The organism is Ekhidna sp. (genome assembly GCF_965227465.1).
Taxonomy (GTDB): domain Bacteria; phylum Bacteroidota; class Bacteroidia; order Cytophagales; family Cyclobacteriaceae; genus Ekhidna.
Genome location: NZ_OZ245746.1, coordinates 2,900,871 through 2,914,216 on the forward strand (window position 1 = coordinate 2,900,871; position 13,346 = coordinate 2,914,216).

General features: G+C 39.3%; 16 protein-coding genes. 11 read left to right on the forward strand and 5 right to left on the reverse strand.

The features are described 5' to 3' along the window. Nucleotides 1–12 precede the first annotated feature (12 nt). From ACO05G_RS12710 to ACO05G_RS12740, 7 genes are all read left to right on the forward strand, one after another. Nucleotides 13–846 (forward strand): DUF6597 domain-containing transcriptional factor, encoded by an 834-nt coding sequence (locus ACO05G_RS12710; RefSeq protein WP_421763120.1) that lies wholly within the window; start codon nucleotides 13–15, stop codon nucleotides 844–846. A gap of 56 nt (nucleotides 847–902) precedes the next feature. Beyond that, a complete protein-coding gene (locus ACO05G_RS12715) occupies nucleotides 903–1,313 on the forward strand; it encodes a DUF1761 domain-containing protein (RefSeq protein WP_421763121.1) in 411 nt (136 codons plus the stop codon). A 19-nt stretch (nucleotides 1,314–1,332) separates the two neighbouring features. Further along, nucleotides 1,333–1,863 (forward strand): DUF5655 domain-containing protein, encoded by a 531-nt coding sequence (locus tag ACO05G_RS12720; protein ID WP_421763122.1) that lies wholly within the window; start codon nucleotides 1,333–1,335, stop codon nucleotides 1,861–1,863. 34 nt (nucleotides 1,864–1,897) lie between these two features. Then, nucleotides 1,898–2,410 carry a uridine kinase family protein gene (locus tag ACO05G_RS12725; RefSeq protein ID WP_421763123.1) on the forward strand — a complete coding sequence of 171 codons (513 nt, stop codon included), beginning with the start codon at nucleotides 1,898–1,900 and terminating at the stop codon, nucleotides 2,408–2,410. A 37-nt stretch (nucleotides 2,411–2,447) separates the two neighbouring features. Then, entirely contained in the window at nucleotides 2,448–2,834 is a 387-nt protein-coding gene (locus ACO05G_RS12730) for a VOC family protein (RefSeq protein WP_421763124.1), read from the forward strand. A gap of 64 nt (nucleotides 2,835–2,898) precedes the next feature. Continuing rightward, nucleotides 2,899–3,339, forward strand: a complete 441-nt coding sequence (locus ACO05G_RS12735; RefSeq protein ID WP_421763125.1) for an SRPBCC family protein — start codon at nucleotides 2,899–2,901, stop codon at nucleotides 3,337–3,339. Between the two features lie 50 nt (nucleotides 3,340–3,389). After that, nucleotides 3,390–4,061 (forward strand): DUF2461 domain-containing protein, encoded by a 672-nt coding sequence (locus ACO05G_RS12740; protein WP_421763126.1) that lies wholly within the window; start codon nucleotides 3,390–3,392, stop codon nucleotides 4,059–4,061. Between the two features lie 51 nt (nucleotides 4,062–4,112). Here the strand turns inward: ACO05G_RS12740 and ACO05G_RS12745 are convergent, their stop codons facing one another. After that, complete coding sequence (locus ACO05G_RS12745; protein WP_421763127.1) at nucleotides 4,113–5,186, reverse strand: hypothetical protein; 1,074 nt, start codon at nucleotides 5,184–5,186, stop codon at nucleotides 4,113–4,115. 181 nt (nucleotides 5,187–5,367) lie between these two features. Here ACO05G_RS12745 and ACO05G_RS12750 point away from each other — a divergent pair, with 181 nt between their 5' ends. Together ACO05G_RS12750 and ACO05G_RS12755 are read left to right on the forward strand one after the other, a co-directional pair. After that, complete coding sequence (locus ACO05G_RS12750) at nucleotides 5,368–6,387, forward strand: nucleoid-associated protein (protein ID WP_421763128.1); 1,020 nt, start codon at nucleotides 5,368–5,370, stop codon at nucleotides 6,385–6,387. 82 nt (nucleotides 6,388–6,469) lie between these two features. Continuing rightward, nucleotides 6,470–7,447: an acyl-ACP desaturase gene (locus ACO05G_RS12755; protein ID WP_421763129.1), complete on the forward strand. Its 978-nt coding sequence runs from the start codon at nucleotides 6,470–6,472 to the stop codon at nucleotides 7,445–7,447. A gap of 17 nt (nucleotides 7,448–7,464) precedes the next feature. On the opposite strand, the gene ACO05G_RS12760 is transcribed toward ACO05G_RS12755, so the two are convergent. Beyond that, on the reverse strand, nucleotides 7,465–8,022 hold the full coding sequence (locus ACO05G_RS12760) for a BLUF domain-containing protein (RefSeq protein ID WP_421763130.1): 558 nt from the start codon (nucleotides 8,020–8,022) through the stop codon (nucleotides 7,465–7,467). 134 nt (nucleotides 8,023–8,156) lie between these two features. Here ACO05G_RS12760 and ACO05G_RS12765 point away from each other — a divergent pair, with 134 nt between their 5' ends. Further along, on the forward strand, nucleotides 8,157–8,627 hold the full coding sequence (locus ACO05G_RS12765; RefSeq protein ID WP_421763131.1) for a YHS domain-containing (seleno)protein: 471 nt from the start codon (nucleotides 8,157–8,159) through the stop codon (nucleotides 8,625–8,627). Nucleotides 8,628–8,629: 2 nt separating this feature from the next. Here the strand turns inward: ACO05G_RS12765 and ACO05G_RS12770 are convergent, their stop codons facing one another. After that, nucleotides 8,630–9,391, reverse strand: coding sequence for a TerC family protein (locus ACO05G_RS12770; RefSeq protein WP_421763132.1), 762 nt, complete (start codon nucleotides 9,389–9,391; stop codon nucleotides 8,630–8,632). A 91-nt stretch (nucleotides 9,392–9,482) separates the two neighbouring features. After that, complete coding sequence (locus tag ACO05G_RS12775; protein WP_421763133.1) at nucleotides 9,483–10,007, reverse strand: outer membrane beta-barrel protein; 525 nt, start codon at nucleotides 10,005–10,007, stop codon at nucleotides 9,483–9,485. 239 nt (nucleotides 10,008–10,246) lie between these two features. Between ACO05G_RS12775 and ACO05G_RS12780 the strand changes: the two genes are divergently transcribed. Beyond that, nucleotides 10,247–11,980 carry an ATP-binding protein gene (locus ACO05G_RS12780; RefSeq protein WP_421763134.1) on the forward strand — a complete coding sequence of 578 codons (1,734 nt, stop codon included), beginning with the start codon at nucleotides 10,247–10,249 and terminating at the stop codon, nucleotides 11,978–11,980. 12 nt (nucleotides 11,981–11,992) lie between these two features. Here the strand turns inward: ACO05G_RS12780 and ACO05G_RS12785 are convergent, their stop codons facing one another. Then, nucleotides 11,993–13,270: an acetyl-CoA hydrolase/transferase family protein gene (locus tag ACO05G_RS12785; RefSeq protein ID WP_421763135.1), complete on the reverse strand. Its 1,278-nt coding sequence runs from the start codon at nucleotides 13,268–13,270 to the stop codon at nucleotides 11,993–11,995. Nucleotides 13,271–13,346: the final 76 nt, after the last annotated feature.

Here is a 13,346-nt window from a genome sequence, read left to right on the forward strand (position 1 = left end):
ATATTCACCTCCATGATCTTTGAAACACATCAACTACCGACCACACTCGTTCCCTATATAGAAGCGGTTTTTCATCTAAAAGATTTTATGCCGGATCATTCCATCGAGCGGGTAGTTCCTACAGGACATGTTTTCATGATATTCGAATTGGATGGTTTTACACGTCACACCTTTGATAATGAAACACTGAAGCCTAATGGCACCTATCAGAATGCGTGGATATCCGGAACCCACAAAAACTACATTTCCATCTCCGCCCATGAAATGTCTGAAATGTTGGTTATCCAATTCAAACCTTTTGGTGCCTACCCATTTCTTCATACAGATTTAGAAAAAATTGCCGGTAAAGTGATCCTCGCACAGGAGCTTTTGGGAGGTGAAATCATTGGACTGAGGGGAGAACTCCTCACCAAGGAAACCTCCACAGGTAAGTTTCAAAAAATTGAATCCTGGCTACTTGATAGGTTTGATTCAGATAAAATACCTCCTCCGGCACTCATTGAATTTTACGAAGCGCTACAAAAGGCTCCAGCAGCTAATTATCCGTTGATTGTTGAAAATTATCCCAATACGCAAAAGCACCTGATCGATCAGTTTAAAAAGTATGTGGGACTTACACCTAAGTCGGCACAACGCATCCTCCGCTTCAACGAAATCCTGCAAAAAGTCCACAAAAAAGAAATGATCTCCTGGGCACAGATAGCCTATCAATGTGGCTTTACTGATCAGTCCTATTTCATCAAGGAGTTCAAACTTTTCTCCGGCTTTAATCCTGAGGAGTTTATCGATCAGAATTTCAATCAGGAAAAGGATCCAAATTTTTTCCCACTGGATCGCAGAGGTTAATTTTTTACTATGGAGCGTAAAAGCCTGTTGCTAACCTTGTCAAAAAACTAAATGACATGGATTTAACAACAGCACTACAAAACATTAATTGGCTATCCGTAGCGATAGCCGCGATCTCTACCTTTTTAATTGGAGGTATCTGGTACGGGCCGCTTTTCGGTAAGGCCTGGATGAATGCTTTTGGATATACCGAAGAGGACTTAAAAAAACGAAGTATACCAAGAACATTTGGGTACTCTCTCATACTGGCTTTCATCGCCTCGTTGATTTTAGAGATGTTTATAGGCCCTGAAGCAGACGTATTTTTTGGCGCAATGGCGGGATTTTTTGCAGGTATTGGCTGGGTTGCTACCTTTCTCGGCATCATATATTTATTTGAGATGCAAAGCATGAAAGTCTATTTCATCAATGCGGGATATTGCGTGCTATCACTGACTGTAATGGGACTCATTCTGGGAAGCTGGTAAAAAGAAAACGGATAAGAAAATGGAAAAAGGTTTATTAGAAAAAACAGGGAAACCACTTGAGCATTGGATCAAGGTAGTAGAAGAATCAAAAATTGAAAAGCACAAAGCGATCATTGATTTCTTGAAGTCAGAACATGGGTTTACGTATGGATATGCCAACTTCATCGCCATGAAAGTACGAAAAGCAGATGCCGCGTCACATGATGCTGGCGACCTGCTGGAGAATCAGTACAAAGGAAAAGAGGTCCTTCGTCCTGTCTATGAAAAGCTGATCAAGGAGATTTCAGCATTCGGTACTGATATTACCCGAACTCCAAAGAAAGACAGTGTCAGTGTGATCCGAAAGAAGCAGTTTGCCTTAATTAAGCCTGCAACGAAGACGCGTATTGATCTAGGCCTGAAACTTAAAGGTAAACCGACTACTGAAAGACTAGGCGACTCTGGCCCGTTTGGATCCATGTGTACGCACAGGGTCCAACTAATAACTGCAGAAGAAGTAGATAGCGAATTGATTGGATGGTTGAAGGAGGCTTATGAAGGTGCTGTTTAAAAAGAAAGCGCTCCGATTGTTATCTTAGGAGGCCATGAGCTTCATAATAGGAATTGGTGGGGTAAGTAGGTCTGGTAAATCAAGCTTAGCCCAAAAGATTAAAGATCGTCTTTCGGACAGACAGGTACTTCTGCTGGACATGGACGATTTTGTTTTTTCTGCCAGTGATATCCCTAAAATCAATGGCAAGACCGACTGGGAACGTCCTGAGTCTGTGGATTTCAACCAGATCTTAAGTGAAGTTCAAAACTCTCGAAGAAATTACGACATCATTGTTGTTGAAGGAATTTTGGCTTTTGCAAATGATGCCTTACGATCAGGGTATGACCTCACCATACAAATCCAGCTATCAAAGGAGACCTTCCTACTAAGAAGGAAAAAAGAACAACGATGGGGTGATGAGCCAGATTGGTATCTCGAACATGTGTGGGATTCCTATTTAAAATGGGGGCAATTTCAAGAAGCCGACATGCAGCTTTCGGGTGAAGAAGAACTTTCAGAATCATTGCTTTCAAGTTTGATAAAAGAAATTATTTCTAGGCAGTAATGAAGCAAGCTCAAAATCTAAACTACTTTTAGTCATCATGAAGAACGAAATCTTTCAGCTCACACTCGTAGTTCGAGACTATGATGAGGCCATTAAATTTTACAGGGAGAAACTCAGCTTCAAATTGCTTGAAGATACTCGTTTAAGTGAGACAAAACGCTGGGTTCGTGTGGCTCCTCCAGGCTCAACTACTTCTTTACTTTTGGGGAAAGCTGCCAATGAAGAACAAGAAAAGGCAATAGGCTACCAAACCGGAGGTCGCGTATTTCTATTCATGCACACGGACAATTTTGAGGCATACTATGCGATGCTATTGGAAAATGAGGTCAAAATAATCAGAGAACCTTCGGAAGAAGCTTATGGTAAAGTTTGCGTATTTGCTGACTTATATGGCAACCTTTGGGATTTGATCGGGCCTAAGTAAAGGGAGATACAAATATTAATTGTTATGAATTTGATAACTTCTAATAGAATCAAGCTTCAATAGTATGAAATTCAGTGGATCCATAGACATCAATCAATCACAAGAAAAGGTAGCTGACTTCTTTGCTGATCCGGCCTACCTAAAGGAGTATCAGGAAGGTTTTGAAAAGAAAGAACTTTTAGAAGGGGAAGCCGGAAAAGAAGGTGCCGTCTCAAAAATGTATTACAAAAATGGGAATCATGAAATGGTGCTAACAGAAACCATCACCAAAAATGATTTACCGCATTCGTTTGAAGCATTCTACCATCACAAGCACATGGATAATACGATGAAATGTACATTCACAAAGTTGCGGGATGGACAAACTCGGTATGCCACGGAGGTTGTATATACACGTATAGATTGGGTAATGCCTCGATTAATATCCATTCTTTTTCCTGGTATGTATAAAAAACCAGCCAGGCGATGGATGGAAAACTTTAAGTCTTTTGTAGAAAAACAGTGAGTCGAACTAGATGCCGGCTCTTATAGTTAGTCTACTCCAATCAAAACTTTATGCAGCAGACTTTTGACTTTCTTAAAGAACTCAGTAAAAACAACAATCGTGAATGGTTTCACTCAAATAAACCGAAATATCATGCTTCGCATGAGGAGATGATTGACTTTGCCGATCGGCTGCTCGGAGAAATGAATAGACATGATGTGATAGAAACCCCATCTGGCAAGAAAAGCCTGAATAGGATTTACAGAGATATCCGTTTCAAAAAAGACAAAACTCCTTATAAAACACATTGGGGAGGAGGTCTATACCGTGCTGGAGCTGAAAGAAGAGGTAGTTATTACTACCACATTGGCCTCAATGGTTCTTTTGTAATGGGAGGCTTCTTTGGTCCTAATCCACAAGACTTACTGCATATCAGAAATCAATTGGCACAATATTCCGATCCACTTCGGGAGGTATTGGAATCCAAGGCATTTAAAGAGAATTTTGGAGAGCTTTTGGGCACACAACTAAAAACTGCACCGCGTGGATTTGAGAAAGACCATCCGGAAATTGACTTACTCAGATATAAGCAGTTTATGGTACGAAAAGACTTTTCAATCGCAGAGGTGATGGATAAGAATTTCCATAAGACCGTTTCAGATTCATTTAGAAGCATGCGACCATTCTTAGATTGCATGACGGACATGTTGACCACAGACTTGAATGGGATTTCGTTGGTATAAAATAGAAAATCCCGACTTCTCAGCCGGGATTTTAACTTATCAACCTAAACCTTACTGAATAAAATCTATCGTTAAGTTCTTTACATTATTTGGTACAAATGGATTCATACCTGATAAGTCTACAAAATCAGCGTCGAAACTTGTTGGCTTATTGTCTACGCCAGATGTGATAAATCCATTGTTATTAAAGTATGCAGGAGATTGAGCTTCTTCTAGAATAGCATCTATGATACTTTGATCTAAATCTGCAACTGCATTGATTTCAGCCTCTAGCACTGCAAAAACAGAGAAGTCAACCAAAACATCGTCCGTAGTTGTAGAGGATGGAGGTAATGCCAGTTTAGCTACTCCAAGATCAGTAGACTCGTCACCTCTGGCCACAAATGCGTAGTTACGGCCACCAGTGTAATTTGGATCTATAATCTCAATATTTGGATGGTTGGAGTTACCCATGACATCAACAATATCACCTTTCTTACCTACGAACATCTTCATGTTATCAATGTCTCCATTTTCTACTGTTTCTAGTCCTGAAATGGAGACAGTCATTGTTGCGTCATAGTTTGCATCATCCTCACTGTAATCAATTCGTACATATGCATCTATCGCATCACCACTTTCTCTTCTATCAATATTATACGGCTTCAGAATAGCAATACCCTCAACAGGATCCGCATTCCATAAAATCTGTAATGCCATCTCATTGTCAGCCACATCAATCATGGTCATTTCATAATCATAGGCTACTCCTCCACGAGTCACTGATTCTGAAAGATCAATTCTTTTTTCACGACCATCATCGTCACTTTCGAAGGTAAATGTTCTTACATTCTGGGTTTCCAGTGCTACAGCAACTTGAAGGGTAAATTGGACAATCTCAGCAGAGCCTTCACCAATTTTGATGAAACCTCTTAAGCTTTCATAAATCTCGTTTCCTTCAATAATTCCATCTCCATCTCCGGCCACTCTGCCGTTGAGGCCTCCACCATTGTCGCTAATTGGCTGAGGGATATCCACAGAAAACTGCGCTGGGATGTCTATTCTACTTGGAATTTCATCCTCATTCGAGCATGCGATCAAGAATGAGAAGCTAATTAATAAGGCAATTAATTTTAATGATTTCATAATTATCAATTTTATCCTAATACAGGGAGTAGCAGATTTACCCTACCACATTTTTTCTTTTTTTAAAATTAGATAGTCATTCATTCAAAAAAGACCTTCTTATCTATGCTAGCAATTCATTGATCTAAAAAATGATTGGTATCCACGACTGGATTAATTTCGTGGCTCAAATAGCATATCCATGATTGACTATAAAGGAGCCAGCATAAAAGAGCTTTTTTTTCAAAAAATCGAAGAAGAAGCCACAGATCATCACCTCATTCAAAATGAATTTTCGCCGAGTGAGGAGGAAATGCTAAAGAATATCTTCCTCAAGCCTTTTGCTGCTGTTACGAATACGTATCAGTTTGCACATTCAGTTGACCTTGAACTCAATGTGCTTTATAAGCTTTCGCAAGAGATCAACAAAAACCAAGAAATTGGAGGGACCTACGAAGGGATCATCTCCCACCTGCGCACAAGCTCCAGACACCCAAACATCAAAGAAGGGGAGCTATTTATCATTCGCTTTACGGACATCTTTATCAATAATGAGACAATCGATGGATTTGGCGTTTTTAAAATAGAAAAAAAGGATCCTTTTATTGAAACTCCTGATTGGACCAAAGAGCCAACGCTCCTTTTCAAAGAAGGTATCGGTGAGAAAAAACTGGATAAAGCATGTCTGATTCTCTTTGATCAAGACCCATTCACTATTCTGGCTTACGACAACAATAATAGTGAGGCTGTGTACTGGAAGAATGATTTTATAAACCTTGATTTTAAAAAAGATCACGTGAACAATACCAATCATTTCCTTGAACTGACTAAATCCTACATTACGGATCAGATGCCGGAGGAATTTGAGGTTTCAAAAACGGATCAAATTGACCTACTGAATAAATCAATTAAATATTTTAAAGAAGCTGAGGAGTTTGACAAAGGAGAATTTGAACTCTCAGTGTTTGGGCAAGAAGAGGAAGCGATCAAGTCTTTTCGAAATTTTGATCGGGAGTATCAGGATGAGATGGATTTGGACCTGGATGATAACTTCAAGATCGCTGTGCAATCGGTAAAAAAGCAAGCCCGTATCTTCAAGAGCGTATTGAAACTAGATAAGAATTTCCACGTCTACATCCATGGAGATCGTGAACTTATTGAGCGGGGCACGGATTCAGATGGAAGAAAGTATTACAAGATCTATTATGAAAATGAGGCGTAAATACTTTGCGGTTATCCGCATTGCCTGATTAATAAACTTCCATTAAGCTAATGTCTCCAAACTATTGGAATACCTTAGCCATATGAACTTGAATAATGTACGCAGGGAAGTGATGAAAACCCTCGAGAAATCGATGGATGAGCTATTGGACAAATATCTGAAGCCAATTGAGGAGATATGGCAACCCTCAGATATTCTTCCTGATTCTAGCGCGCCGGATTTTACTGAAGAAATTCGTGACATTCAGGGTCATTCAGCTGAAATGGACTATGACCTCTTCGCCGTTCTTATTGGAGATACCATTACAGAAGAAGCCTTACCAACTTATGAATCCTGGTTAATGGATGTTGAAGGTGTAGATCAAGATAGTCAGAAGGGATGGACGAGATGGGTCAGGGGATGGACTGCAGAGGAAAATCGTCACGGAGACTTATTAAGCAAATATCTCTACTTATCCGGTAGGGTAAATATGAGAGAGATGGAGGTGTCGACTCACCATTTATTGAATGATGGATTTGACATTCAAACAGCGAAGGATCCTTACCGCAGCTTCATATATACCAGCTTTCAGGAGCTGGCAACAAACATATCACACAGAAGAGTGGCAAGTTTGGCCAAAAAAGCTGGAAACGCATTATTGGCAAAAATGTGTGGGCTTATTGCATCTGATGAGTCTCGTCATGCTAATGCGTATAAGAATTTTGTCAAAAGTATTCTTGAGATTGATCCAAGTGAGGCTATGATTGCTTTTGAGGATATGATGCGAAAAAAGATTGTGATGCCGGCTCATTTTTTAAGGGAATCTGGAGGTAAGATCAGCGAACTTTTCAAGCATTTTTCTGATGCCGCACAGCGCACCATGGTTTATACCACACAGGATTACATTGATATTCTCAACTCACTCTTAAAGGAATGGAATATTGACAATGTCAAAGATCTGAACTCAAAAGCAGAAGAAGCGCGAGATTACTTGATGGCTCTTCCTAATAGACTCCAACGACTGTCAGAGCGAGTCCAGATACCCGAAAAACAATTTCAGTTTAAATGGATTGCCTCATAGGAGAAATGCATGATTAATCAGGAAACCAACAGAAAAGTCTTCAAAACTCTCATGCCTTCATCTTTATAAGAGCTGAGATCTCCATCCATCATTGACCTATATAGCACCTTTTTCTCTTCATCGATTAAGGTATTGAACGCTATCTTGTTATCGATGCGTTTTCCAACCATGTCCCAATCGCTGAAATACCGTTGATCTACAGATTCACAAAATCGCATAACGGATCCCCCATGGCGGTCATCTTTTTCAATTTTATTGTAGAGACCCATTACCACATCTTTATCTCCTTCCAGTACTTGAAGAAATCGATCTTTCGTATGGATAAGGATACCAGTGACGTTAATCTTGGAATTATTCCTTCTTGATACCTGCAGGATTTGTTTAACGTCCTTATCCGAGCAATTTTTTAACCTCGCGCTTGTATAAACCAGCCGATAAAGATCCTCAGCTTCTTGTTGCGGCGTATCCTTGTTCTTTAGATATTCATTTACCACCGCATTCAGAATTCGAAGTAGCTTTTCATCTGCTACATTGATAGCTTCTATAAGTTCGCTTTTCAATAGTTCCTTATCCATTGGCTTAAGTTTCTGTTAATCCAAACTGCTCAAGTATCAAATTGTTATCCTTCTTTTTAGCTCCCACATTTAAGACAAGAGAGAGAATATTTTTCATAGATGTGGTTAAATTGAGTGTTTATAATTACGCGATCATGAAAATCATTAAGATAATAGCAATTATAATCCTCGGGCTATTTGCCATTGGATTAATAGCAGGTAAAGCCTCCGGAATTTCACTGCTGTCTTTAAATATGCACGATGAAATTTATTCAGAAGATGGTATGGCACTGGGTGGCTATGATCCCGTGCAATTATATGCAAATGGCGAGGCAATCTTAGGTAATGAGGATATCCAAACTGATTGGAAAGATCTGACATGGCGATTTACCACTGAAGAGAATCAAAGTACGTTTCTTGCTAATCCTGAGCAATATATTCCTGCTTCTGGAGGCCATTGCGCATTTGCTGTTGGTAAGGGCTTTGCTGCTCCTGGTAATCCTAACTTTGCCTATCGAACTAAAGATGGGAAGGTCTATCTGTTTTCTAACAAAGAGGTGATGGAAGATGCGATGAATAACATCGATCAGGTTGTTCGGGATGCAGATATTAACTGGGATAAATAAAGTTACTCTACTCTCCTCTTCCTGCTCAGCAACCTTTTCTGATATCTTCCTTGCACGATATCAATTACAACAAGAATGAAGATGATAAAGTAAAAAGTTGTTTTACTCATCGGTGTGATGTGATTACCAAAAATCTTTAGGTGAGCCAAATGTCCACCTTCCGAAAGAAGCATTACACCAACCAGGAAAAGTATAAATAACCCAAGCACTTCGTAAAGCCTGTTCTTAGCCAAAAATTTGGAAACCCCATCAGACAACCAGATCATCAAACCTCCGCTTATGATAATGGCGGTGGCCATAACCCAAAACACATCGCTCAATGCCATGGCACTTAGGATCGAATCAAATGAGAAAATTAAGTTCATTAATACAATCATAAATATGGTTTTGGCTGTACTTTGACTCCTTTTGTTCACCCCCTCGTGTTCCTCTAAATAAACCAGATGGAAAATTTCCTTGACAGCTGTATACAAAATGAAAATCCCACCAAAAAGGACAATCAGGCTATGAACACTAATTGCTCCCGATAGAAACTCGCCATCAAGTTCCAGGAATGGATCCTGAAAATATTTAATCACATTGACCAATACATATAATAAAATGATCCTTAAGCCAATGGCAATACCAATCCCCAAGGTTCGGACCATCTTCCTCTGATCTTCCGGTGCTCTTTTAGATTCAAGCGATATGTAAAGTAAGTTATCAAAGCCTAAAACAGCTTGTAATAAGATAAGCATCAAAAGGGTGAAAATATTCTCTGCCATGGAGTGATAAAGTTCTATTCAAATTTTGTCGAAAGATCATAAAAAAAGCCGGATTACTCCGGCTTTAAGTTTATCAATTTGAAATGGTTGCTTACCTGATTGTATACAGAAGTCCAATATTTAACCCCATGAGGTTTAAGTTGTCACCTTCGGTGAATATAGATGTATAGTTTATGTTGGTGTCAAGAAAAAGTAAATCTTCTTGTAATTCAAAAGCAGCACCTAGTCGTGGGGATATCCCACCATAACTATCTGATTCGTTGTTTATTGAATTTGAGATGAAAAATACTCCTCCTCCCAATTCACCATATAAATCTACCGAGGACCCTAAATCATTATGATAACCAGCTGTAATTTGTAAAGGCACCATGTTTTGGCTTTCATCAATTCCTTCAAAGCTCATAGTCATATATCCTACCTCGACACCCATGTCGAACTTATCGTTAAAGTAATAGTCTACTGACCCGTCAAATCTGAAACCGGTTTCTAAGAAATCTGAAGCATCGCCTGTTGGGAAAACTGGTCCCAAGCTAACACCAGCATTCATTTTCTGAGCCGATGCGGATGAAATAAAAATTGCTGTTAAAATTCCAAAAAGTAAAATTGTCTTTTTCATATGATTGTTAATGTTTTATTCTTGACTGCAATTGGTACCAAGAGTATTCCAAATAATAAAATCATCCATAGAGACATCTAGGACAAACTTTCAAGGTCTTCATAATTCCATTGTGAAAATTCAATTCTCAATTTGAGAAAAAGGTAGGTTTTATCATTCTGGTTTAATGAAAAAGGAACTGATCGGATATTTACCGTTAATTAATTTAACTTCACTCCGAGTGAGAAATAGCTTTGAATTTGCGGATTAAACATATTTTACCTGCCACTGACCGATCGATCCAGATTGAAAAACGACTATTTGAAACAACATTGGCATTAACCGTCCTCGTGTTTCTGTTTTGGTCAATCTATGGATTCATTATTGGTTACGATCTTTTTATTCAATCCATCTATACAGGAGGTGTATTTATTTATTCCACTCTCTACTTCATTCTTAAAAGAAGTAATACGTTTAGGGCTATCTCAATCACCTATTATTACCTCATTTTGTTTTTAATTGGTATTTCGTGGTTTCCCTCAGGCGGGATAAAAGCGGCAATTCCCACTTTTCTCGCTCTTGTATATCTGTCCGGTCTACTGGTTCTTCCATTGCGGGATTATTTAGCCTTTATAATAGTGACATTCGGTTTGGTATTAGGGCTAACGATCTATGAAATTAACAACCCTGAGTTGGCTGCTACCTATGAGAACGCTGAATTACTCATGCAGGATCTTACAATTGCTACATTATCCTCTTTGGTCATCATGGGAATCTGTCTCTACATTTTTAAGCGGACATTTATTGATGATAGACGCGAATTGAGAAAAAGAAATAAAGAACTTGAATCAGAGAAAAGGAATGCCGAATCTACTGATCGAGCCAAATCCACATTTTTAGCAACCATCTCGCATGAAATGCGAACTCCGTTAAATGGCATAGTAGGAATGACCGAATTGTTGTCTAACACAAATCTGGATAAAGAGCAAAGAGAGTTGATAGAGAGTCTGGGATATAGCAGTAACATCCTACATGGCCTTATCAGTAATGTTTTGGATCTAACAATCATCGAAGCTGGGAAGCTTCAACTTACCAAGAACTCCTTTTCGTCTACAGATGAATTAAACGCCATTTGGAAAATCTTCGAAAAAAGAGCCGGCAACAATCCGAATTTGGAAATTAAACTTGATGTAGATCCAAAATTACCTCAATACCTAAAAGGTGATATTTCTAGAATCCGTCAGGTACTCATAAATCTGCTTAATAATGCAGTAAAGTTTACCTGGAAAGGGAGTATCACTTTGCGAGTCGAGGTGGTGGGCCAAACAGGAGATGTGATTTCAGTGAGGTTCAGTGTACAGGATACAGGAGCTGGTATAGCAGAAGAAAAACAGCCTTACCTGTTCGAAACTTTTTACAAAGCTTCGGATAGGGATGGATATGAAGGTTCAGGACTCGGGTTGACCATAGTACAAAGACTCGTAAGCCTTATGGGCGGTCACGTCCAATTTGAATCAGAACCTAAGAAAGGATCTAATTTTTATTTTACCCTACCACTCGGAATTGCACATGAAGATGATTTGGCATCTTTTGACAAAATAGAGGTGCCGGGGATGGATGAATTAAAAGTGCTTATCGTCGAGGATATTGAAATAAATCGTTTAGTTGCTAATAAAATCTTAAAGACCTTGAATATCTCAAATGTAGACCTGGCTATAAATGGTACAGAAGGGGTTGAAAAAGCAACTAGTAAATTTTATGATATCATCTTTATGGACCTCCAGATGCCTGATATAAGTGGATTTGAAGCATCAAAAAGAATATCTGAACACTACAAAGGGGAGTTACATAAACCTGTCATTATTGCACTAACCGCCAATGCTTTGAAAAAGAGTAAAGAAGAATGTCTGGCAGTTGGTATGAGTGACTATTTATTAAAACCCATTAAGTCGGAAACCATTAAGCAAGTTTTAATGAAGTATCTAAACAAATAGGTTCATATGAATTCACGTTCTGAATCGCTCAAAAGCAGCTTTTTCTAATTCTTCTTTATGATCCGGGTGAGCAATATCAATTAGCAATTTTGCCCGTTCCCTTAAACTTTTCCCATATAAGTTTACAATTCCAAATTCCGTTGCAACATAATGCACGTGAGCCCTTGTTGTAACCACACCAGCACCCGTCTTTAGGGTAGGAACGATTTTGGAAACATTCTTTAACGTGGTAGAACTTAAGGCTATAATTGGCCTCCCTCCTTGCGATAGTGATGCCCCCCTTATAAAATCCATTTGACCTCCCACTCCGCTGTATATTTTCGTGCCAATTGAATCTGCACAAACCTGTCCGGTAATATCGATTTCAATGGCGCTATTAATACTCGTCATTTTGGGTAGTTTTCTGATGACTGAAGTATCATTCACATATTGTATATCCAACATCCTCACCCCTGGGTTATCGTCCACAAAATCATACAACTTCCTTGACCCCAATAAAAATCCGGAAACTATAATACCAGGATGTCTCGGCTTAAATTTGTTATTGATAACGCCACTTTCAACCAATGGAAGTATACCATCAGAAAACATCTCCGTATGCACACCCAGATCCTTATGACCGTTTAGGCAGCTTAAAACCGCATCAGGAATAGCTCCGATCCCCATCTGCAATGTGGCACCATCCTCAATAACTCCAGAAACGTGCCTTCCAATCTGTTTTTCTACATCGGAAATTTCATGCGGAGGTATTTCTGGCAAATCAGCTTCGTACTCAATAAACGTGTCAAACTTGCTAATATGCAGCAACCCATCACCGTGTGTTCTTGGCATCTTGGGATTGATTTGTGCGATTACCTTTTTGGCTACATCAACCGCAGCTTTTGTAGCATCAACCGATATGCCAAGTGAACAAAAACCATGTTTATCTGGAGGAGATACCTGGATTAGGGCAACATCAAGAGGCAAGACTCCACTTCTAAACATTAGCGGAACCTCACTTAAAAAACTCGGAATAAATTCAGCTCTTCCTTCGTTGATTGCCGGCCGCATATTTGGCCCAACGAAAAGTACCTTTACATTAAAGGAATTAGTGTATTTCTCATCGGCGTATGGAGCCGCACCCTCGGTATGCAGGCCATATATCGTAACATCCTTCAGCTCATCCCCCCGATCTGTCAATGCATTGATCAACGCTTGAGGAGCAGCTCCCGCCGTATGGATATAAATCGATTCTCCAGATTTAATTATTGATACAGCTTCTTTTGGGGATTTAGATTGGTACTGACTCATTCGATTTCGTTTAGGATGCAAAAATTGAAGTATTTCCGCTTTTCAATCAAAGCAAACGTCAGCTTAAGGGACAACA